The organism is Streptococcus sp. oral taxon 071 str. 73H25AP, assembly GCF_000146755.1.
GTDB classification, from domain to species: Bacteria; Bacillota; Bacilli; order Lactobacillales; family Streptococcaceae; genus Streptococcus; species Streptococcus oralis_T.
On record NZ_GL397254.1, the window covers coordinates 1,871,208 to 1,893,348 of the forward strand.

The window sequence follows — 22,141 nt, forward strand, 5'->3', positions numbered from 1 at the left end:
CATTTAAACATTAGAGAAAATAGTGTTATACTAAAGCAAGTATAACACTGTTTTTATCGAAGGAGTGTCAGATGAAAAAGACAATTTTGCTGGTTGATGATGAGATAGATATTCTAGATATTCAAAATCGCTATCTTTTACAGGCAGGATACGATGTTTTAGTCGCCCATGATGGCAAGGAGGGATTAGAACTTTTCAGAAAAAAATCTATCGACCTCATCATCACAGATATCATGATGCCCAATATGGACGGTTATGATTTTATCAGTGAAGTTCAGTATATCGCTCCGGCTCAACCCTTCCTCTTTACAACTGCTAAGACAAGCGAACAGGATAAGATTTATGGATTAAGTTTGGGGGCAGATGATTTTATAGTCAAACCCTTTAGCCCACGCGAATTGGTTTTAAGAGTAAATAATATCTTGCGTCGCCTTAGCCGTGGAAGAGAGACAGAACAGATTGAGTTTGGTGACTTGGTAATCAACCATGTGACTCATGAGGTTCGCATTGGGGATCAACCTTTGGAATTGACCGTGAAATCCTTTGAACTTCTATGGGTATTAGCCAGCAATCCTGAGAGAGTCTTTTCAAAGACGGAACTTTACGAGAAGGTATGGCAAGAGGACTATGTGGATGATACCAATACACTCAATGTTCATATCCATGCTTTGAGGCAAGAGTTGACCAAGTATACAAATTCAAATGCTCCTGCTATCAAAACTGTCTGGGGTTTGGGCTATAAGATGGAAAAACCAAGAGGTAGAAAATGAAATTAAAAAACTATATTTTAGTGGGGTATCTAGTGTCGACTCTACTAACGATTTTGGTCGTTTTCTGGGCAGTCCAACGAATGTTGATTGAGAAAAGTGAAGTTTACTTTCTAGTTGGAATGACCTTGATTGCTAGTTTCATTGGCGCTGCAGTGAGCATCTTTCTTTTGTCGCCAGTGTTCTCTTCTCTGAAACATTTGAAAAAACAAGCTCAGGATATAGCAAGCAAGGATTTCAGCACAGAAATCGAAACCAAAGGCCCATTAGAATTTCAAGAGCTGGGCCAAGCTTTTAATGACATGTCCCACAATTTACAAGCTACCTTTCAATCACTTGATGAGAGCGAGCAAGAAAAGAGAATGATGATTGCGCAGCTCTCTCACGATATTAAAACTCCCATTACCTCCATTCAGGTTACTGTGGAGGGAATTCTAGATGGAGTGATTAAGGAAGAGGAGCGGCTCCACTATTTAACCACGATTGGTCGGCAAACCGAGCGTCTAAACAAGCTAGTAGAGGAATTGGATGTTTTGACTCTTAACACACAACCTCAAGATACTGCTGATGAAGAAGTCGAAGAGGTCTTTTTAGATCAGTTGTTGATTGAGTCAATGAGTGAATTTCAACTCCAGATTGAACAAGAGGAGCGGGATGTTTACATTCAAGTATCACCTGAGTCAGCGAAAATCAAGAGCCATTCTGACAAACTTTCTCGCATTCTGGTCAATTTGTTAAACAATGCCTTTAAATATTCAGAACCAGGAACCAGAATCGAAGTTCTTGCCCAATTAACAGAACAAGAGCTGACAATCAGTGTGAAAGACGAGGGGCAGGGGATTCATCCTGAGGATTTGGAAAAGATCTTTAAACGACTTTATCGTGTAGAAACTTCGCGCAATATGAAGACAGGTGGGCATGGATTAGGACTTGCGATTGCACGAGAACTAGCCCATCAGCTTGGTGGCGAAATCACAGCAGAAAGCCAGTATGGCTTAGGTAGCAAGTTTACATTCAGCCTCAATTTGAAATAAAACTCTAAAATCCCTTTACAAATCGAGCTTTTCATGATACAATAGCCTTTGTGTGAAATAGCAGCAGGAAAGCATGAAGCTCGTCAACAGGTGTCTTATGACAAGTAACCTTGGCTGTTTAGGCGAAGGGCATCTGCACGAATCAGGGCTTTCTAAGTGACTATTTCCACCGAAATATTATTTATATCAGGAGGACATACATATGTCACGTTATACAGGACCATCTTGGAAACAAGCTCGTCGCCTCGGCCTTTCACTTACAGGTACAGGTAAAGAATTGGCACGTCGTAACTACGTACCAGGACAACACGGACCAAACAACCGTTCTAAATTGTCAGAATACGGTTTGCAATTGGCTGAAAAACAAAAACTTCGTTTCACTTACGGTGTAGGTGAAAAACAATTCCGTAACTTGTTCGTACAAGCTACAAAAATCAAAGGCGGAATCCTAGGTTTCAACTTCATGCTTCTTTTGGAACGTCGTTTGGATAACGTTGTTTACCGTCTTGGTCTTGCGACTACTCGTCGTCAAGCTCGTCAATTCGTAAACCATGGTCACATCCTTGTTGACGGAAAACGCGTTGATATCCCATCATACCGCGTAACTCCAGGTCAAGTGATCTCAGTTCGTGAAAAATCATTGAAAGTTCCAGCAATCCTTGAAGCTGTTGAAGCAACTCTTGGACGTCCAGCATTCGTATCATTCGACGCTGAAAAATTGGAAGGTTCATTGACTCGCTTGCCAGAACGCGACGAAATCAACCCAGAAATCAACGAAGCACTTGTCGTTGAATTCTACAACAAAATGCTTTAAGATAAGACTTTATATTGCAAGAAGCCTACAACAGTGGGCTTTTTGCTTTGTCTTAAAAAAACTATAGAACACTTCCTAACTGTGAAGGAAGATAAAAAAATTCCCTGCAAATTGAAATTGCAAGGAACTTTTGTTAATGGTAATGAACAAGCCAGGTGGAATACTTTCTCCCAAGCCAGAGAGCAAAGAGGAGATTGATAACGACAATACCTGAACCGACCAGTGAAAATAGGAAAAATTCGCTAGTCGAAACCTGCCACAAATGTACGATGTCTGTAATCAAATAAGCACTGACAGGAAAACAGAGGATAGAAGTAATCAGAGCAGGGATATACTTGCGAAGAAGGATTGATTGTCCGATATGGAGCAAGAGATGAAGCGCAAATGCTGCAAATCCCCCTAACCAAACTAATTTGAGCGCTCTAGATTGAGTAACATATGCTAAGAAAGTGATGGATAAGACAAGGATGAATTCCTCAAAAACAGCGAGGGCAAATTCCTCTGTTGTAATTCCTTTGTGGATCTTGAGAATAGCTGGAGCCTTCTGGGCCAGCAAGGTTTCGTTGAGACGGATCCAAGGGACAAGACCTATAATTTCTTCCATATCGTGAAAGATAAATAGTAGAGGAAACATCCAAAGATAAAATGTCATAAATCTCTCCTGAAAAGCTATAGACTGCTAGCAAATAAAGCAAAAAACGCCCAGTAAGGCGTTTTGAGTTAGGTATGCTTATTTCACCTCGGTGAACACAACGTGTTTGCGAAGTTTTGGTGAGTATTTCTTCAATTGAAGGCGGTCTGGAGTGTTACGTTTGTTTTTAGAAGTAAGGTACAAGCGTTCACCAGATTCTTTGTGTTCAAGTGTAATATTTACGCGCATGGTATCTCCCTTCTATTATTCAGCTGATGCAGCTTTAGCGATTTTACGTCCTTTGTAGTATCCTTTAAGTGATACACGGTGAGAACGTGAGTAATCTCCAGTAGTTTCGTCAAAGTTTACAGATGGAGCTGTTACTTTGTAGTGTGTACGACGTTTGTTTTTCTTCGCTTTTGAAGTGCGACGTGCAGGTACTGCCATTTTGATTTCTCCTTTAGGTATTTAAATTCGATTCAATCTACTGATTTTCATCAACCATACTAGGATAACACATTTTTTTTGTAAAGTAAAGTTACTTGACAAAAAAAGATGAAAAAATTAGAAGTTGTTAATCGGAATTTTCTGAAAATTCAAGAATTTTATTCTGTTCTTCATGCGGAAATTGTGCTATAATAGTAAAAACTGAAACGGGAGGGATAAGATGACTGAATTAGATAAACGTCACCGCAGTAGCATTTATGACAGCATGGTGAAATCACCTAACCGTGCTATGCTTCGTGCGACTGGTATGACAGATAAGGACTTTGAAACACCGATTGTGGGAGTGATTTCAACTTGGGCGGAAAATACACCATGTAACATTCACTTGCATGATTTCGGGAAACTGGCTAAAGAAGGTGTCAAATCTGCTGGCGCCTGGCCTGTACAATTTGGAACCATTACCGTAGCAGACGGGATCGCCATGGGAACGCCTGGTATGCGTTTCTCTCTAACATCTCGTGACATCATCGCGGACTCCATCGAGGCGGCTATGGGTGGTCACAACGTCGATGCCTTTGTCGCTATCGGTGGCTGTGACAAGAACATGCCTGGTTCTATGATTGCCATTGCCAATATGGATATCCCAGCTATTTTCGCTTACGGTGGTACTATCGCCCCTGGAAATCTTGATGGCAAAGACATCGACTTGGTTTCTGTATTTGAAGGAATCGGTAAGTGGAACCATGGTGACATGACAGCTGAGGACGTGAAGCGTCTTGAATGTAATGCCTGCCCTGGCCCTGGTGGCTGTGGTGGTATGTATACAGCTAATACCATGGCGACTGCTATCGAAGTTCTCGGTATGAGTTTGCCAGGATCTTCATCTCACCCAGCTGAATCAGCTGACAAGAAAGAAGATATCGAAGCAGCAGGACGAGCTGTTGTCAAGATGCTGGAGCTTGGTCTCAAACCATCAGATATCTTGACTCGTGAAGCTTTTGAAGATGCCATTACAGTAACCATGGCTCTCGGTGGGTCAACCAATGCCACTCTTCACTTGCTTGCCATTGCCCATGCGGCTAATGTTGACTTGTCACTTGAGGACTTCAATACAATCCAAGAGCGTGTACCTCACTTGGCCGACTTGAAACCTTCTGGTCAGTATGTCTTCCAAGATCTCTACGAAGTCGGTGGTGTGCCTGCTGTTATGAAGTACCTGTTGGCAAATGGTTTCCTTCACGGAGACCGCATTACATGTACTGGTAAGACTGTCGCTGAAAACTTGACCGACTTTGCAGACCTCACACCAGGTCAAAAAGTCATCATGCCACTGGAAAATCCAAAACGTGCAGACGGACCACTTATTATCTTGAACGGGAACCTTGCCCCTGATGGCGCGGTTGCTAAAGTATCAGGTGTTAAAGTGCGTCGTCACGTTGGACCAGCTAAGGTCTTTGACTCAGAAGAAGATGCTATCCAGGCTGTTCTGACAGATGAAATCGTTGATGGCGATGTTGTCGTTGTCCGTTTCGTTGGACCTAAGGGTGGTCCTGGTATGCCTGAGATGCTGTCACTTTCATCCATGATCGTTGGTAAAGGTCAAGGAGACAAGGTTGCCCTCTTGACGGATGGCCGTTTCTCAGGTGGTACTTATGGTCTGGTTGTTGGACATATCGCCCCTGAAGCTCAGGATGGTGGACCGATTGCTTACCTTCGTACAGGTGATATCGTTACGGTTGACCAAGATACCAAAGAAATTTCTATGGCCGTATCCGAAGAAGAACTTGAAAAACGCAAGGCAGAAACAACCTTGCCACCACTTTACAGCCGTGGTGTCCTCGGTAAATATGCCCATATCGTATCATCTGCTTCACGCGGGGCCGTGACAGACTTCTGGAATACGGACAAGTCAGGTAAAAAATAAACTCAAAAAGCAAGCCATTTCGGCTTGCTTCTTTTCATCTTCAAAAGTGATTTGCCTGCTTATACTCAATAAAAATCAAAGAGCAAACTAGAAAGCTAGGTGCAGGTTGCTCAAAACACTGTTTTGAGGTTGTGGATAGAACTGACGAAGTCAGTAACCGTACTACGACAAGCCGACGCTGACGTGGTTTGAATTTGATTTTTGAAGAGTATTAACGAGGTGGCAGTCCAAGGGCAATACGGCCGTAGCGACTGATTCGTGTGATCTTCCAAGCAGGTGACCAGGTGACTTCAACCTTGACATCTTCGATACCTTCGATTTGTTTCAGACCTGCTACGATTTCGATAGGCAAACTTTCTGCACAATCGCAGGCAGTATCAGTGAAAGTCATGACAATCTTGCAGAGACCTGTTTCGTCCAGATTGATTTCATAAATCAGCCCTAGATTATACACATCCAATTCCACATCTGTATCAAAAACCTTCTCTAGTTTTTCGATAATTTGGTCTTGTAAGGCCAAAGCGCGGTCATTGATTTTGATATCGTCTCTCATAACAGTCCCTCCACGTGATAAATATCCTCTATTTTCTCATAATTCTGACAATTTGGCAAGTTTTTGATGAATTTTCTGAAAAGACTCTCTTGAGATTTTCTACTCTCACTGTTTTAATCCCTCTATTTATGGTAAAATAAGACTATTAAGTTTAAAGAGGATTCCCTATGAAATTACAAAAACCAAAAGGAACGCAGGATATTTTACCTGCTGAGTCTGCCAAGTGGCAGTACGTTGAGGGCTTTGCCCGTGAAATTTTCAAGCGCTATAACTATGCGGAAGTGCGCACGCCTATTTTTGAGCATTACGAGGTCGTCAGTCGCTCTGTCGGAGATACGACGGATATCGTAACCAAGGAAATGTACGATTTTTATGACAAGGGTGACCGCCATATCACCCTTCGTCCAGAAGGAACTGCGCCCGTTGTTCGTTCCTATGTGGAAAATAAACTCTTCGCTCCAGAAGTGCAAAAGCCAAGTAAGTTCTATTACATGGGCCCTATGTTCCGTTATGAGCGTCCACAGGCAGGTCGTTTGCGCCAGTTCCACCAGATTGGTGTCGAGTGCTTTGGCTCTAGCAATCCAGCTACCGATGTGGAAACCATCGCTATGGCAGCCCATTTCTTGAAAGAAATCGGCATTCAAGGTGTCAAATTGCACCTCAACACTCTTGGAAATCCTGAGAGTCGTGCTGCCTACCGTCAGGCTTTGATCGACTATTTGACACCACTCAAGGAGACCTTGTCTAAGGATAGCCAACGTCGTTTGGAGGAAAATCCTCTCCGTGTCTTGGACTCTAAGGAAAAAGAAGACAAGGTGGCTGTGGAGAATGCGCCGTCTATCTTGGACTTCCTTGATGCAGAAAGCCAGGCTCACTTTGATGCTGTGCGTCAGATGTTGGAAAATCTGGGTGTAGACTATATCATCGATACCAATATGGTGCGTGGTCTGGACTACTACAACCACACGATTTTCGAGTTTATCACTGAAATCGAGGGCAATGACTTGACTGTCTGTGCAGGTGGTCGTTACGATGGTTTGGTTGCTTACTTTGGTGGTCCTGAAACTGCTGGATTTGGTTTTGGACTTGGTGTAGAGCGTCTGCTCCTCATCCTTGAAAAGCAAGGTGTGGCCCTCCCTATTGAAAATGCTTTAGATGTCTATATCGCAGTCTTGGGCGAAGAAGCAAATGTTAAGGCCTTGGAATTGGTACAAGCCCTTCGCCAACAAGGCTTCAAAGCAGAGCGTGATTACCTTAATCGGAAGCTCAAAGCTCAGTTCAAGTCAGCCGATGTCTTTGCGGCTAAGACCCTCATCACGCTAGGCGAGAGTGAAGTCGAAAGCGGACAAGTGACAGTTAAGAACAACCAAACTCGAGAAGAAGTGGAAGTTACGCTTGATGTTATCAGCCAAAACTTTTCAGAAGTATTTGAAAAACTAGGATTTTAATGACAGATAAACTGGTCGGGATCTTACTCCCGACCAGTTTCTTTTACAAAATGACAAAAATCATAAACTTTTTGACAATTATACTTGTCAAAAAGAAAAAGATGTGTTACAATGTAAGCAAGTTAAGAATAAAGGAGAAGGGAATGCTAAAAAATCGTTTAAAAGAGCTTCGGGCTCGTGATGGTCTCAATCAGACCGAACTGGCCAAGCTAGCAGGAGTTTCCAGACAGACCATTAGCCTACTAGAACGGGACGAATACACCCCGTCAGTTGTGATCGCCCTGAAGATTTCACAGATATTCAATGAACCAGTCGAGTCGGTATTTCGTATAGAGGAGGATGAGGAATGAACAAGTATAAAGTAATTTATTATGTAGTTGCCATAGCTTTATTAGTCAGTGTATTTCTATTGATTGGGATGGACCTAGGCTGGTTTAGTTCCTATCAAAGTGACCAATTTATTTGGGCCTACTTTGCTCTCATCCCAGTAGTTGACTGGATTGAAAAGAAATTCAAAAATCTAGCAAGTGAAAAAGGAGAATGAATATGAAAAAGTTTTTAGCAGGTTTTCAAGTCGATACTGAGCACAAAGAACTTGCGGGTGTTTGTGCAGGTTTAGGAAATTATTTTAACATTCAAGCCAATATCGTTCGTTTGGTGACAGTCTTGCTGTTTCTCTCTTCGACAGAGATTGGGATTATAACAGTAACTCTCTATGCCTATCTAGCAGGTTGGCTTGGCAATGAACCCTTGGGAGATGGAGCAAAAAAAGCTAGAAACCAAGCTATTCTCTTGTTTGCTGTTTGTTTGATTTTGGTGTCACTTGGAACAGAAGGTTTGGTCGCTATCTTTGAGTCAGGTAAGGACTTTGGTCAGTGGTTGGTTGGATTAGTTTAGAAAGAGGATGAATATGAAAAAGAAACGTGGATTGTTGTTTTTAATGGCTGTTATCTTGGGAGGCTTCTTGGGCATGTTTGCAGAGATGTTTAAGGCCTATACCGAAAACTACGGAACCATTTTAGATGTCAAAACCGTGACTCCATGGATATCATCTATTTGTTTACTGTTAGGTTTCATTAGTATGTTTTTGACTTTCGATTTCTTAAAGAAAAGCAGAACATTTCACTCCTTGTATCACGAGGAAATGGATGATGATCTGAATGAAACCTATTATGTACAAATGTATCGTAATCTCGAGTTTGGAACTATTGCTTTTAATAGTGCAGGTGTAGCGATTTTTTTGGCTCTTTTCATCTCAGGTAGTGAAGTCATTGTACTAAATATCAGCTATATAACCTTATCTCTTTCTTTTTTGGCATTAGTGATGATTTTCAGTGCTCAAAAATATCTCTATAAGACCATTGCGATCGTTCGTCAGTTTGATTTGGAATTCTTCTCTACACCAAAGGATGTCTTGGACTACATAAATTCCTATGATGAAGGGGAGCGTCAGGCTAATTTGGAACAAAGTTTTCGAATTTTATTCCAATTAAATCAGTATGTCTTGCCAGGTCTCTATTTTTTGATTGCTATCTTTTCTTTATTGACAGGAGAGATTCAGTTACTAGCCTTCTTGCTTGTAGGAGCGATCCATATTTATATCAATGTGATGCAATTACCTATGGTAAAACGTTATTTCAAATAAAGGAGTTCCTATGATTCGTGTTGAAAATGTAAGCAAAAGTTTTGGAGGCAAGAAAGCTCTGAATCAGATTTCTTTTGAGATTCAAGAGGGTGAAATTTTTGGCTTCCTAGGGCCTTCAGGTTCAGGTAAAACAACTATGATCAATGTTCTGACGGGGCAGTTAGCTGCAGATCAGGGTGAGACCGTTCTTCTAGGAAAGTCCTCTCGAAATTTGACTTCAAATGATTTGGAACAAATCGGGATTGTTAGTGATAGCAGTGGTTTTTATGAAAAGATGAGCCTCTATAAAAATCTGCTCATTTATGCAAAATTATATGGTCTTAAAACTTCTAGAGTAGATACAGTGCTTGATCAAGTTGGGTTATCAGATGCCAAAAACCTTATCGCGGAAAAACTATCCACAGGTATGAAACAACGGATGTTCTTGGCTCGTGCTCTTCTAAATGCTCCCAAAATCCTCTTTCTAGATGAGCCAACAAGTGGTCTTGATCCTACCACCTCAAAATCGATTCATGCTCTCTTGCAGGAACTGAAGCAGGCTGGGACAACGATTTTCTTAACAACCCACGATATGAATGAAGCAACCTTGCTTTGTGATCGACTCTCTCTTTTAAATAAGGGAAACTTGATTGAGTATGGCAGTCCACAAGAGATTATCCAGAAATACCATGAGGATAAAAAGGTTCGTTTACGCTACCAAGATGGACGCGAACAAGTGGTTCCTTTTGAAGAATTGCCTCATCTGGATACAACAGATCTGATTGCTGTTCATTCTTGTGAACCGACTTTAGAGGAAATCTTTATTAGATTGACAGGAGAAAAGTTAGATGTTTAGAAAATTAAATGCCCTTCTTTGGTTAAGGTTACAAGTTCTTATTAGTAATTCAACCTTGTTAGCGACATTATTGATGCCCTTTGGTATTGCTATCCTATATAATGAGTTCTTAAACAAGAGTGGAGAATTGACTATGTTTCTCCTCTCTATGAGTCTGACGATGGTCTTGAGTATGGGAAGTGGTTATATGGTATCGATTATGATGGCTGAGGACAAGGAAAAACGTAATCTTAAATCCCTCATACTAAGTGGTGTGACAGCAACGGAGTATACTCTGAGCATGATGGCTCTTCCTCTTCTAGTGGTGCTTTTTTCGATGGTTGTTCTCCCTCTATATCTTAAAGTTGATTTGACAAACTACTTTCTTACCTATGGTCTCTATCTGCTTCTGGCAACTATCAGCATTATCTTTCTTAACATTCTTATCGGTGCAGTATCAGATACTCAGTCTAAGGCGCAAGTGTATAGTATTTTTCCTATGCTAACCTTCTCTTTCTTGCCCACTCTTGCTGTTCAAAATGAAACTGCGCAAAAATTGTTGGACTATTCTTTCATTGGTCCATTGGTAAGTCTGTTAAAAGCAGGTGGTGGAGAGTTATCTTTGAGAAGTCTTGGTCTTTTGCTAGCATGGGTCCTTTTGCTAGGATTAGCTAGTCTCTTAGTATTGAAAAATAGTTATAAAGGGAAATAGGAGGCCCATATGAACTTACTTAAAAATCTTGGCTGGTTTCTTCTAGCTGTCCTATCTTTTTTCTTTGGCTATGGTCTGGTTCAGAGTATGGCTTTATCAGCGCTTGACCTAGGGGCTTCGATCTTTGGAGTCTTGCCACTCTATATCGCTCTGTCAGGGGCCTATGTTTATGGAGTTTACAGATGGTATCAGACAGAAAAGGTTAGCATCCAGACAACAGCTTTTAATCGTTATATCTGGTTGCCAACTCTGGTTTTGCTAGTAGCGATTACAGCCCAGTTCTTTCTGCCAGAAGATCCGTCAGTCAATCAACAAATCGTATCTCAACTGACAGTGGCTCAGCCTGTATTTGGTTTCTTTATGGTGGTAGTCTTTGCTCCTCTGACAGAAGAACTCATCTTTAGAGGGATGCTGGCGCGCTATTTCTTTCCTAAGCAGAACAACAGCAAACAGACAGCTCTGTTTCTACTCGTATCGAGTGTTCTTTTTGCCTTGATTCATTTTCCAGGGACTTTGCAACAGTTTTTAGTTTATGCCAGTCTGGGATTGAGTTTGGGTCTAGCTTATGTGAACCGAAAAGGTCTTCTTTACAGCATTTCTCTCCACGCTTTGAATAATTTAATCGGCTTTTTGATGATACTCATGCTATAATAGAGTCAGGAGGTCACATGAAACGAGTAATTTTATTAGCAGTGATACAGGCGGTCGTTCTCTTCTTTATCATCGGGGCACTTGCCTATGCCTTTAAAGGCGATTTCTTTTACAACTATCTAGCAGTTGTCTTTGCGCCTATTGCAGGTGTCTTGCGTTTTGCTTCGGCGTATGCGACGGAGATTGTTCTACCTAAAAAGGCAGCGGAGATTGCTGAAAAGCGTAAAAAAGGTTAAGAATCATAATCAGAGAATTCGATGACGTTTTCATCGGATTTTTTGTCTGTTCGTTTTGATTTCTAAAGGCAATCAAACTTTTCTGCTGATTTTCATGAAGTGCCTGCGCTTTTATGGTAAAATAGTAACAGAATAAAAGAGGAGAGAAACAATGAAACGTAGTATGTATGCTGGTCGTGTTCGTGAGGAACATATCGGACAAGAAATGACCTTGAAAGGATGGGTTGGGCGTCGTCGTGACCTTGGTGGTTTGATTTTTATCGACCTTCGTGACCGTGAAGGGATCATGCAGTTGGTTATCAACCCTGAAAAAGTTTCAGCAGAAGTTATGGCAACAGCTGAAAGCCTTCGTAGCGAGTTTGTCATTGAGGTGACTGGACAAGTCGCTGCGCGTGAGCAAGCCAATGATAAGTTGCCGACTGGTGCGGTTGAGTTAAATGTGACAGCTCTGACAGTGTTGAATACAGCCAAAACAACACCTTTTGAGATTAAAGATGGGATTGAGGCCAATGACGATACACGTTTGCGTTACCGTTACCTTGACCTTCGTCGTCCAGAAATGTTGAAAAACCTTAAGCTTCGTGCCAAGGTGACCCACTCAATCCGTAACTACTTGGATGAGTTGGAGTTTATCGATGTGGAGACGCCATTCCTTTCTAAGTCAACACCAGAAGGTGCGCGTGACTATTTGGTGCCATCTCGTGTCAATAAAGGACATTTCTACGCTCTTCCTCAAAGTCCACAAATCACTAAGCAACTCTTGATGAATGCTGGTTTTGACCGTTATTACCAAATCGTCAAATGTTTCCGTGACGAGGACTTGCGTGGTGATCGTCAGCCTGAGTTCACTCAGGTCGACTTAGAAACGTCTTTCCTTAGTGAGCAAGAAATCCAAGATATTACAGAAGGATTGATTGCGCGCGTGATGAAAGAAACAAAAGGAATCGAAGTGACGCTTCCATTCCCTCGTATGAAGTATGATGATGCGATGGCTCTTTACGGTTCTGATAAGCCAGATACCCGTTTTGACATGTTGCTTCAGGACTTGACAGAAGTGGTCAAGGGTGTTGATTTCAAAGTTTTCTCAGAAGCACCTGCCGTTAAGGCCATTGTGGTCAAAGGAGCTGCAGACAACTACTCACGTAAAGGCATCGACAAGATGACCGAAGTAGCCAAACAGTACGGTGCCAAAGGTCTTGCTTGGGTCAAGGTTGTGGATGGAGAATTAAACGGACCAGTTGCCAAATTCTTGACTGGCATCCAAGCAGACTTGACAACAGCGCTTGGTCTTGAAGAGAAGGACTTGGTTCTCTTTGTGGCGGATACGCTTGAAGTAGCCAATGCAACCCTTGGTGCCCTTCGTGGACGTATTGCCAAAGAGCTTGACTTGATTGATAACGATAAATTCAATTTCCTTTGGGTGGTTGATTGGCCAATGTTTGAATGGTCTGAAGAAGAAGGTCGCTACATGAGCGCCCACCATCCATTTACCCTTCCACAGGAAGAAACAGTCCACGAATTAGAAGGTGATTTGGCTAAGGTTCGTGCCATTGCTTACGATATCGTCTTGAACGGTTATGAGCTTGGTGGTGGTAGTCTTCGTATCAACCAAAAAGACCTTCAAGAACGCATGTTCAAGGCTCTTGGTTTCTCAGCTGAAGAAGCCAATGACCAGTTTGGCTTCCTTCTTGAAGCCATGGACTATGGTTTCCCACCACATGGTGGCTTGGCTATTGGACTTGATCGTTTTGTGATGCTCTTAGCAGGAGAAGAAAATATCCGTGAAGTCATTGCCTTTCCTAAGAACAATAAGGCAACCGACCCAATGACTCAAGCTCCATCAACAGTCGCTCTCAAACAACTAGAGGAACTCAGCTTACAAGTAGAAGAAGATGAAACAAGCAAAACGAATTAAGCGGTGGCGCTATTATCTGCGCCGCTTTGCTTATCAGATAAAAATCTTACGAGTTTTACAAAGTATCTCTCGGGAAAAATATGATGAGAAAGTATCGGCTTCTCTGGTTTATGGCTTTCTGTCAGCGGTAGCAGTCAATTTCTTTTTTCAACCAGGACACGTTTACTCCAGTGGTGCGACAGGTCTGGCACAGATTATCTCTGCCTTGAGTAATCACTGGTTTGGTTTTTACATTCCGATATCGCTAACCTTTTATGCTATCAATTTTCCGTTGATGATTTTGGCTTGGTATCAGATTGGGCATAAGTTTACAATCTTTACCTTTATCACAGTATCCATGAGTTCCCTCTTTATCCAGCTTGTACCAGTTGTGACCTTGACAGAGGATCCTATTATCAATGCTCTTTTTGGGGGTGTTGTCATGGGCTTGGGGATTGGTTTTGCGCTCCGTAACAATATTTCTAGCGGAGGTACAGATATCGTCAGTCTGACCATTCGAAAGAAAACGGGTAAGAATGTCGGTAGTATTTCTTTCCTAGTAAATGGAACCATCATGCTGATAGCAGGATTGACCTTTGGTTGGAAATACGCCCTCTACTCCATGATTACTATCTTTGTCTCCAGTCGTGTGACAGACGCGGTCTTTACCAAGCAAAAACGCATGCAGGCCATGATTGTGACCAATAATCCTGACAAGGTAATTGCAAAAATCCATAAAAAATTGCACCGCGGAGCAACCATGATCCACGATGCAGAAGGAACCTATAATCATGAGAGAAAAGCAGTCTTGATTACAGTTATCACACGAGCAGAGTTTAATGATTTTAAACACATCATGAAACAGGTCGATCCGACAGCCTTTGTCTCTGTATCCGAAAATGTCCACATCCTAGGACGATTCGTAGAAACAGACAATTAATAATACTCAAAAGACCAGCCTTGGGGCTGGTCTTTATTTTTCGATAATTTTGTGTCCAATCAACTGGCGGTAACAAATCTGTTTATTGTTTTTAGCATCGTTGATGATCTGGAGAATGGTTTCAAAGGAAACGCGCCCGAGTTCTAAACTATTGATATCCACATAGGCTGCCAAGTTCAGTTTAGGGTTGACCGAGTCAAAGCTGAGGACAGGGACATCCAGTTGGTGTTTTGCGATGTAATCACAGACCCCTGCAGCAAGAAGGCTATCAATAGTAATAATAGCATCAATATTTGGATCATGTTCGAAGAGAAGTTTACTAAAGCGATAACCATTATCTTCAAGAAATTCGGTCGCAAAGTAGGTCAGATTGGGATCAATAGGAAGTTGGTATTGTTTAAGAGCTAACTCATAACCCATTAGACGATCTTGTGTTACGAAAAGTTTTTTGGTTCCTCCGATGAAGGCAATTCGCTTGCATCCTTTTTTGATGAAATATTCTGTCGCATCAAAACCTGCCTGGACATTGTCATTATCGACAAGCGGAATGAAGGGAGATAGAGATTTACCTAAGATAAGGAAAGGAAATTGCTCATCGGCTACTAGTTTAACCAAAGGATCCTCTTCTTGGGCATAGAGGAAAATCAAACCATCTACACGCTTACCATAGACCATCTGGGAAATAGCTTTGAGTCGCTCTTTTGCATCTTTCCCAGTTGCAATCTGAATAGCATAGTGGTTCTCAGATGCCACTTGGGCGATCCCTCGTAGAACAGATGGGAAGAAAGGATTTTGGTAAAAGGCATCCGAGTCGTCAGGGAGCACCAGACCGATTACCTGAGTATAGCTACTTACCAAGCTACGAGCATTGAGGTTGGGATGGTAGTTGAGCTCCTTCATCGCCTTGCGAACTCGTTTTTTGGTTTCATCACTAATCGTTGATTTATTTTGAATGACGCGGGTAACAGTTGAAGGTGAGACACCTGCTGCTTTAGCCACATCTTTAATCGTCACGGGCATAAAAATCTCCTATTTATGATAATCTGGATCACGGAAATGTGTCTTGTAAAAAATAGTGACCAGATAAAGAACAAAAAGAATGTTTTGTACAGTGATAAGGGTTGTCATATTTTGACCAAAAAGTCCCCAAATAAGCGTAATCAGAGTTGGTAATCCTAAACAGTTCAAGATAAAATGGTAGCACTCTTTAAAGGTCCTAAATGAAAAGAGGCGTGATTTTTTGGTGATATAAAGAAGAAAGCTAGCCCCAAGAGAGACAATGAAGAAATTCAATCCAAAGAGGAAGCTTGCACCAAGAACGAGAAAGAGACTGATATAGACCCGGTTTTGTTGATACCAATCTTTAGAAATGGCCTGGGTAAGATCTTCCTTACTCTGGAAACTCTCCGTTTGAATCACGTGGTAGCGAATGCGAGTCAGTTCCTTACTTTCCTTACTGATGACGAGTTCTTCCGTATCAAAATGAAGTTGTAGGTCCTCTGGCAATTCTTTGATTTGGCTTGAACCAATCAAAAGAGAAGGCTGATGATTCTTCGTACCTGAGTAGTTCATCTTTCCATCAACGATTTGTGTATTCTCTGACAAGTCCATGATGGCTTCATCTGTCAGCGGTGTATAAACATTATCGATAAACGTATCCAGCGGATACGTTTCCTGCGAGCTGTTTTGAATGGCGATCGGAACCATAGACAAGCTAATCAAGAAAATACTGGTAAAAATCAATTGAAACCAGTTGAGTCCGAAACGTTTTGACAGGGGCTTACGAAATCCCCAGATACTAGAGAAATACGAGAATGGATATGGAAGCATAGGCATCTTTCTAAAAGTGTTTTCTATATGAGTATTATTATATAGAGAAATGTGCTTTATTTCAAGTCTAGGAGATAAATTGCTTGTTGCAAGAATATTATTTACAGTAACAATCGCTAATACTCAATGAAAATCAAAGAGCAAACTAGGAAGCTAGTCGCAGGTTGCTCAAAGCACAGCTTTGAGGTTGGAGATAAAGCTGACGTGGTTTGAAGAGATTTTCGAAGAGTATAAAATGAAAAAGGGTGGCGGGGATAGATTATCCCTTGTCGCCACCACTTGTAAGTCCTGAAACAAAGTTCTTTTGTAGGAAGAAGAAGAGAATACAGATTGGAAGAGCGATGAGGATAGCACCTGCTGAGAAGTAGGCGATCTTCATGTTTTTCACATTGCTAACGAAGGTTTGGAGACCAACGGCAACAGTAAAGTATTCTTTCTCACGAAGTAAGAAACTAGAGAGGATATAATCCCCGAAAGGTCCCATGAAGGCCCAGAGGGCTTGTACAGCCACCATTGGACGAACAAGAGGGAGAACGATTTGCCAGAAGCGACGGAAGTGTCCTGCACCATCTAGTTTTGCAGATTCGTCAAGAGACATTGGCACGGTATCAAAGTAGCCTTTCATGAGCCAAGCATTCATCGGAATACCTCCACCGACGTAGAGGAAGATGAGGAACCAGCTATGGTTAAGGGCGTTCAACATAAGCGCCATAACGAAGAAGGCGGTCAATGCGGCCATGGTTGGCACCATTTGGATAATCAAGAAGAAGACCAAACTTTGTTTACGAGCCAAGAAGTTGTAACGGCTGTAGGCATAACCAGCAAGTACGATGATACTTGTTTGAACAGCCATTGTGATAAAGGCAATAATCAAAGTATTAAGGTACCAAGTGCCATACAAGGTTTCAGTAAAGAGTCCTTTAAAGTTATCAAAATTGAAGTCGATGTTAGTATCTAGTTTAAAGGCTGCGACGTTACCTGCCTTGAAGGCTGACATAATGGTAATCAAAAGTGGGTAGATGATCACGATTGATAGGCCAATCAAGTAGAGGTAAGTGAGGGTTTGAGTCAGTCTACGTTTGAGTTTGATTGAGTTATTCATCTTAGACGTCCTCCATATCAAATGCGTGTAGTTTCTTGAATGCGATCATAGAGATAGAGATGACAATAATTGAGATAATCAAGGTAACAGCTGCCGCCATAGAGTATTGAGGAGATGTACCTGTTGTCAAACGGTAAATCCATGAAATCAAGATATCAGTTGAACCGGCTCCGCCTCCGACAGTACCAGGACCTCCACCATTAAAGAGATACATGATAGAGAAGTTGTTAAAGTTGAAGGTGTATTGGCTGATCAATGTTGGAGCTGCAACAGCCAAAATCATTGGGAAAGTGATGTTGCGGAATTTTTGCCAAGCATTAGCACCATCGATGTAAGCCGCTTCGTAGAGGTCGTTAGGAATAGACTGCAAGATACCCAAGGTCAAAACGTAAATGTATGGGAATCCTAGCCAACCTTGCATCATAATCAAGGCAATCTTAGTCCAAGTTGGGTCTGTTTTCCAAGGGATAAGAGCTCCATCTAGGAAAGGAAGAACCTTAGACAAAAGAGGCAAGACCTGGGTGTTGATAGCACCGACACTATCATTAAACATATTTGAGAATGTCAAGATAGTGATGAAGGCTGGAACTGCCCAAGGAAGAAGGAAAATAACACCGAAGATACGTTTTCCTTTGATAAATGGTTGGTTAGCAATGATTGCTGTAAAGATACCAATAACAATCTGCAAAGTAGAAGCAGCTAAAGCCCAGATAATGGTCCAAGAAAGAACGGAACCAAAGGCTGAACGGAAGGTACTCAAGCTCCAGATGTTTGTGAAGTTCGTCAAACCAACCCAGTCCAACAATTTATTTGGTGGTAAATGTTGGAAGTCATAGTTGGTAAAGGCAATCATCAAGGTTACGATAACTGGAAAGATAATCGCAAATGTCATCGCTACATACGATGGGATGATCAAAAGGTATGGGAATCCATTCTCATAAATACCTTTAATCATATCCTTAAAGGTACGAGCTACAGGAATACCGTTGTTGATACGTTTAGCAGTTGTATGTGCGTCCTTGATATTAAAGATATAAAAGAGCAAGTAAACGACAACAAAGATAGAATGGAAAGCACCGCGAATCAGCATGAAAAGTGAATTGTCACGACCAGGTTTGTCACCAAGAGTGACCAAATTGCTCAATTCAGGGGTTGCAAGTGTTAGAAAATACAGAACAAATAAAACGGTAACACCAAGGAAAATAAAACCTTTCGCTTTTTGTTTGTTATAAATTTGTCCTAAACCAGGAATGATTGACAGCAAGGCTGCTTTGCGAGGCTGTTGTTTTTCCATGATTACTCCTTTCATAGGATGCGAGATAAAACTCGGATTCAATCGTAAGATACGTACGTATAATAATAGGCGTATCTATAAATTCAAAGGGGGATTTTGCTTCCACCCCCCTTGAACAAATCAATTATTCACCAAATTTTTGTTTGATTGTGTCCTTAATCAATGTTACAGCATCATTAGCAGCTGTTTTCGCATCTTTCGTACCACTTACAGCTTCAAAGAGCATTGTTTTAGCTGGGTCCCAAACAGCTGACATTTGAGAGATGTTTGGCATTGGTTGAGCGTTCTTGAACTGTTCAATCACGGCTGTTGTCAACTCATCTTTTTTGCCTTCAGCATAAGTACGAGCTTCAGTATTAGCTGGGATTTCGTTTGTTACATCGTAGAATGCTTTTTGTTGTTCAGTTGAAACTAGGAAGTCTACAAATTTTTGAGCTCCTTCAAGGTTCTTAGTGCTTGCTGGGATAACCCAAGCTTTACCACCACCAAATGTTTCATAGTTTTTACCGTTTGGAAGAGTTGGGATAGTCGCAACACCGTAGTTTACTTTAGCATCTTTGAATGCTTGAGCTTTCCAAGGACCATCGATGATAGCAGCAGTTTTACCTTCTTGGAATTGAGTTTGGATTAAGTTTGGAGCTCCTTCAGTATCTTGCATACCTTTAGGCCATTTTTCGTACCAAGATTTAGCGTATTCGATACCTTTGATTGCTCCGTCGTTTGCAAGTCCGATATCTTTAGGATCTTTACCGTTTTGGCCAAATACATAACCGCCATTACCAGCAAGAAGTCCGTATGCGTAGTAGAAGTTTGTCCAGTCAGCTAGGAAGGCAGTTGTTTTGCCATCTTCACCAGCGAAAGCGTATTTGCTGTCTTTAGCAAGGTTTTCCAAATCAGCAAATGTTTTAGGAGCTTCTTTAAGCAAATCTTTGTTATAGTACAAAACGAGTGATTCGATGACAGCTGGAGCACCATAGACTTTACCACCAACAGTTACAAGTGATTTTGTTTTATCGTCTGTCTTCGCACCATCACTAAGAGTTACTTCTGAAAGTTGTCCGTCAGTACCAAGGCTACCTACACGGTCGTATGGAGCCATCATAACATCAGGAGCTTTACCAGATTGGTTGTCTAGAGAAAGGTTATCAAGACCACCCATTTGGTCTCCTGTTTTGATGGTAACTTTTACGCCAGATTCTTTTTCATAAGCTTTTGCAGCTGATTCAGCAAAGGCTTTATATTGGTCTTCAACGTAGAAAGTGATTTCTTTCGCTTCTGAAGAGCTAGTATCAGCTGCTTTGTCAGCAGTTTTGCTTCCGCAAGCCACCAAGAGCAAGCTAGCGAGAGTAGCAGTTCCGAGCACAGCAGCGCTCTTCATGAATTTAGATGACATAGTGTATTCCTCCTAAAGAATAACAGTATAATTTATTTAGAAAACGCAAACGTTTTCTTTTATGAGCTTAGTATAGCACAAATAGAAAACGGTTGCAAGCGTTTTTAAAAAGTTTTTTAAAAAAATTTTAAGGTTTCAAACATTTGTCAATGCCCTTATATAGGAAAAAAACTTTAAATCTTTCTTTCTCTTGAATTGAAAATATATTAGGAAAACGATTGCGTAAATTCGGCTCAGTTTTTCAGAAAATAGAGCAGATATTGGGAATGAATTATCTTAAATCAGAAAATCTTTAAAATTTTTTCGCTTATTTCATAAAATATCAGTGGGAATAAGTTTTAGTTAGATAAAAATAATTCAAAAAAATTTTTAAAAACGCTTGCATTTGTTTTTGAAATGCGTTATACTTAAATTAACGCAAACGTTTGCGCCTTGATTGCGCAACGTTTTATAACAAACATATGAGGTGCTATTATGAAAAAACGTCAAAGTGGTGTGTTGATGCACATCTCTTCTCTACCAGGAGCATACGGGATTGGATCATTTGGTCAGACTGCCTATGATTTCGTCGATTTCTTGGTTCGTACGAAGCAACGTTACTGGCAAATCCTCCCTCTTGGGACAACAAGCTATGGAGATTCTCCATACCAATCATTCTCAGCCTTTGCTGGAAATACGCATTTTATCGACCTTGATATCTTGGTAGAGCAAGGCTTGTTGGAAGCTAGTGACCTTGAAGGTGTTGACTTTGGTAGCGATGCATCTGAAGTTGACTATGCGAAGATTTATTACGCACGTCGTCCACTTTTAGAAAAAGCTGTGAAACGCTTCTTGGAAGTGGGTGATGTCAAAGATTTTGAGAAGTTTGCTCAAGACAACCAATCATGGCTCGAACTCTTCGCAGAATATATGGCGATTAAAGAGCATTTTGACAATCTTGCTTGGACAGAATGGCCAGATGCAGACGCTCGTGCGCGTAAAGCTTCAGCACTTGAAAGCTACCGTGAGAAATTGGCAGACAAGTTGGTTTACCACCGTGTGACTCAATACTTCTTCTTCCAACAATGGTTGAAATTGAAAGCCTACGCTAACGACAACCACATCGAAATCGTTGGAGATATGCCAATCTATGTTGCGGAAGATTCAAGCGACATGTGGGCAAATCCACATCTCTTCAAGACAGATGCCACTGGTAAAGCAACTTGCATCGCAGGATGCCCACCAGATGAGTTTTCTGCCACTGGTCAGCTTTGGGGAAACCCAATCTATGACTGGGAAGCAATGGACAAAGACGGTTACAAATGGTGGATTGAACGCTTGCGTGAAAGCTTCAAGATTTACGATATCGTTCGTATCGACCATTTCCGCGGTTTCGAATCTTACTGGGAAATTCCTGCTGGTTCCGATACAGCAGCACCTGGTAAATGGGTGAAAGGTCCTGGCTACAAACTCTTCGCAGCTGTTAAAGAAGAGCTTGGTGAGCTAAACATCATCGCAGAAGACCTTGGTTTCATGACAGATGAAGTCATCGAGTTGCGTGAACGCACTGGCTTCCCAGGAATGAAGATTCTTCAATTCGCCTTCAATCCAGAAGACGAAAGTATTGATAGCCCACACTTGGCACCTGCCAACTCTGTTATGTATACAGGAACACACGATAACAATACAGTCCTTGGTTGGTACCGTAATGAGATCGACGATCCAACTCGTGAGTATATGGCGCGTTACACCAACCGTAAAGAGTACGAGACAGTGCCACACGCAATGCTTCGCACAATCTTTTCATCCGTTAGCTTCATGGCTATTGCCACTATGCAAGACTTGCTAGAACTAGATGAGTCAGCTCGTATGAACTTCCCATCTACTCTTGGTGGAAACTGGTCATGGCGTATGACAGCAGACCAACTCACACCAGCGGTTGAAGAAACTTTGCTTGACTTGACTACAATTTATCGCCGAATCAATGAAAATTTGGTAGAATTAAAGAAATAAGACAATATCAGGAGACACAT

General features: G+C 41.5%; 25 protein-coding genes. 16 read left to right on the top strand and 9 right to left on the bottom strand.

The genetic code is table 11. The annotated features are described in order from the left end of the window. Positions 1-71 precede the first annotated feature (71 nt). From HMPREF9189_RS11255 to rpsD, 3 genes are all read left to right on the top strand, one after another. Positions 72-770, top strand: a complete 699-nt coding sequence (locus HMPREF9189_RS11255) for a response regulator transcription factor (RefSeq protein WP_000751230.1) — start codon at positions 72-74, stop codon at positions 768-770. After that, positions 767-1,801: a cell wall metabolism sensor histidine kinase WalK gene (locus HMPREF9189_RS11260; protein ID WP_000769394.1), complete on the top strand. Its 1,035-nt coding sequence runs from the start codon at positions 767-769 to the stop codon at positions 1,799-1,801. The genes HMPREF9189_RS11255 and HMPREF9189_RS11260 overlap by 4 nt, the downstream gene beginning before the upstream one ends. A 202-nt stretch (positions 1,802-2,003) precedes the next feature. Further along, positions 2,004-2,615 carry a 30S ribosomal protein S4 gene (rpsD, locus tag HMPREF9189_RS11265; RefSeq protein ID WP_000092756.1) on the top strand — a complete coding sequence of 204 codons (612 nt, stop codon included), beginning with the start codon at positions 2,004-2,006 and terminating at the stop codon, positions 2,613-2,615. 133 nt (positions 2,616-2,748) lie between these two features. Here the strand turns inward: rpsD and HMPREF9189_RS11270 are convergent, their stop codons facing one another. From HMPREF9189_RS11270 to rpmF, 3 genes are all read right to left on the bottom strand, one after another. Further along, entirely contained in the window at positions 2,749-3,267 is a 519-nt protein-coding gene (locus tag HMPREF9189_RS11270) for an HXXEE domain-containing protein (RefSeq protein WP_000145157.1), read from the bottom strand. Between the two features lie 78 nt (positions 3,268-3,345). Further along, positions 3,346-3,495 (bottom strand): 50S ribosomal protein L33, encoded by a 150-nt coding sequence (rpmG, locus tag HMPREF9189_RS11275; RefSeq protein WP_001265622.1) that lies wholly within the window; start codon positions 3,493-3,495, stop codon positions 3,346-3,348. A gap of 15 nt (positions 3,496-3,510) precedes the next feature. Continuing rightward, positions 3,511-3,693: a 50S ribosomal protein L32 gene (gene rpmF / locus HMPREF9189_RS11280; RefSeq protein WP_000290417.1), complete on the bottom strand. Its 183-nt coding sequence runs from the start codon at positions 3,691-3,693 to the stop codon at positions 3,511-3,513. Positions 3,694-3,913: 220 nt separating this feature from the next. On the opposite strand from rpmF, the gene ilvD reads away from it, so the two are divergent. Next, on the top strand, positions 3,914-5,617 hold the full coding sequence (ilvD, locus tag HMPREF9189_RS11285; protein ID WP_000137345.1) for a dihydroxy-acid dehydratase: 1,704 nt from the start codon (positions 3,914-3,916) through the stop codon (positions 5,615-5,617). A gap of 211 nt (positions 5,618-5,828) precedes the next feature. Here the strand turns inward: ilvD and HMPREF9189_RS11290 are convergent, their stop codons facing one another. Continuing rightward, a complete protein-coding gene (locus HMPREF9189_RS11290) occupies positions 5,829-6,170 on the bottom strand; it encodes a metal-sulfur cluster assembly factor (protein WP_001204052.1) in 342 nt (113 codons plus the stop codon). 167 nt (positions 6,171-6,337) lie between these two features. Between HMPREF9189_RS11290 and hisS the strand changes: the two genes are divergently transcribed. The 11 genes from hisS to HMPREF9189_RS11340 all read left to right on the top strand — a co-directional run bounded on the left by hisS (position 6,338) and on the right by HMPREF9189_RS11340 (position 14,510). Then, the gene (hisS, locus tag HMPREF9189_RS11295) at positions 6,338-7,618 is read left to right on the top strand and encodes a histidine--tRNA ligase (RefSeq protein ID WP_000775896.1); all 1,281 of its coding nucleotides are present in this window, start codon (positions 6,338-6,340) and stop codon (positions 7,616-7,618) included. Positions 7,619-7,761: 143 nt separating this feature from the next. After that, a complete protein-coding gene (locus HMPREF9189_RS0102315) occupies positions 7,762-7,968 on the top strand; it encodes a helix-turn-helix transcriptional regulator (RefSeq protein ID WP_000916948.1) in 207 nt (68 codons plus the stop codon). Next, a complete protein-coding gene (locus HMPREF9189_RS11300; RefSeq protein WP_001046135.1) occupies positions 7,965-8,162 on the top strand; it encodes a hypothetical protein in 198 nt (65 codons plus the stop codon). The genes HMPREF9189_RS0102315 and HMPREF9189_RS11300 overlap by 4 nt, the downstream gene beginning before the upstream one ends. A gap of 2 nt (positions 8,163-8,164) precedes the next feature. Then, on the top strand, positions 8,165-8,515 hold the full coding sequence (locus HMPREF9189_RS11305) for a PspC domain-containing protein (RefSeq protein ID WP_000713857.1): 351 nt from the start codon (positions 8,165-8,167) through the stop codon (positions 8,513-8,515). Positions 8,516-8,528: 13 nt separating this feature from the next. Further along, the gene (locus tag HMPREF9189_RS11310; RefSeq protein WP_000730200.1) at positions 8,529-9,263 is read left to right on the top strand and encodes a DUF3169 family protein; all 735 of its coding nucleotides are present in this window, start codon (positions 8,529-8,531) and stop codon (positions 9,261-9,263) included. Between the two features lie 10 nt (positions 9,264-9,273). Next, positions 9,274-10,098: an ABC transporter ATP-binding protein gene (locus tag HMPREF9189_RS11315; protein WP_000621670.1), complete on the top strand. Its 825-nt coding sequence runs from the start codon at positions 9,274-9,276 to the stop codon at positions 10,096-10,098. After that, positions 10,091-10,789 (top strand): ABC transporter permease, encoded by a 699-nt coding sequence (locus HMPREF9189_RS11320; protein WP_000488849.1) that lies wholly within the window; start codon positions 10,091-10,093, stop codon positions 10,787-10,789. The genes HMPREF9189_RS11315 and HMPREF9189_RS11320 overlap by 8 nt, the downstream gene beginning before the upstream one ends. A 9-nt stretch (positions 10,790-10,798) precedes the next feature. After that, a complete protein-coding gene (locus tag HMPREF9189_RS11325) occupies positions 10,799-11,440 on the top strand; it encodes a CPBP family intramembrane glutamic endopeptidase (RefSeq protein ID WP_001050638.1) in 642 nt (213 codons plus the stop codon). A gap of 17 nt (positions 11,441-11,457) precedes the next feature. Beyond that, positions 11,458-11,676 (top strand): hypothetical protein, encoded by a 219-nt coding sequence (locus HMPREF9189_RS11330; protein WP_000832176.1) that lies wholly within the window; start codon positions 11,458-11,460, stop codon positions 11,674-11,676. Positions 11,677-11,827: 151 nt separating this feature from the next. Then, on the top strand, positions 11,828-13,591 hold the full coding sequence (gene aspS / locus HMPREF9189_RS11335; RefSeq protein ID WP_000830918.1) for an aspartate--tRNA ligase: 1,764 nt from the start codon (positions 11,828-11,830) through the stop codon (positions 13,589-13,591). Next, the gene (locus HMPREF9189_RS11340) at positions 13,569-14,510 is read left to right on the top strand and encodes a YitT family protein (RefSeq protein ID WP_000806299.1); all 942 of its coding nucleotides are present in this window, start codon (positions 13,569-13,571) and stop codon (positions 14,508-14,510) included. Before aspS ends, HMPREF9189_RS11340 begins: the two co-directional genes overlap by 23 nt. Before the next feature lie 33 nt (positions 14,511-14,543). Here HMPREF9189_RS11340 and HMPREF9189_RS11345 read toward each other — a convergent pair whose 3' ends face one another. The 5 genes from HMPREF9189_RS11345 to HMPREF9189_RS11365 all read right to left on the bottom strand — a co-directional run bounded on the left by HMPREF9189_RS11345 (position 14,544) and on the right by HMPREF9189_RS11365 (position 20,129). Further along, positions 14,544-15,530: a LacI family DNA-binding transcriptional regulator gene (locus HMPREF9189_RS11345; RefSeq protein ID WP_001145418.1), complete on the bottom strand. Its 987-nt coding sequence runs from the start codon at positions 15,528-15,530 to the stop codon at positions 14,544-14,546. A 9-nt stretch (positions 15,531-15,539) separates the two neighbouring features. After that, the gene (locus HMPREF9189_RS11350; RefSeq protein ID WP_000938234.1) at positions 15,540-16,340 is read right to left on the bottom strand and encodes a DUF1189 domain-containing protein; all 801 of its coding nucleotides are present in this window, start codon (positions 16,338-16,340) and stop codon (positions 15,540-15,542) included. A gap of 259 nt (positions 16,341-16,599) precedes the next feature. Further along, complete coding sequence (locus HMPREF9189_RS11355) at positions 16,600-17,442, bottom strand: sugar ABC transporter permease (protein ID WP_001065640.1); 843 nt, start codon at positions 17,440-17,442, stop codon at positions 16,600-16,602. 1 nt (position 17,443) lies between these two features. Next, complete coding sequence (locus tag HMPREF9189_RS11360; RefSeq protein WP_000414947.1) at positions 17,444-18,736, bottom strand: sugar ABC transporter permease; 1,293 nt, start codon at positions 18,734-18,736, stop codon at positions 17,444-17,446. Between the two features lie 124 nt (positions 18,737-18,860). Continuing rightward, positions 18,861-20,129, bottom strand: coding sequence for an extracellular solute-binding protein (locus HMPREF9189_RS11365; RefSeq protein ID WP_000095459.1), 1,269 nt, complete (start codon positions 20,127-20,129; stop codon positions 18,861-18,863). 474 nt (positions 20,130-20,603) lie between these two features. Here HMPREF9189_RS11365 and malQ point away from each other — a divergent pair, with 474 nt between their 5' ends. Next, positions 20,604-22,121, top strand: coding sequence for a 4-alpha-glucanotransferase (gene malQ, locus HMPREF9189_RS11370; protein ID WP_000747313.1), 1,518 nt, complete (start codon positions 20,604-20,606; stop codon positions 22,119-22,121). The last annotated feature ends 20 nt before the right edge of the window (positions 22,122-22,141 follow it).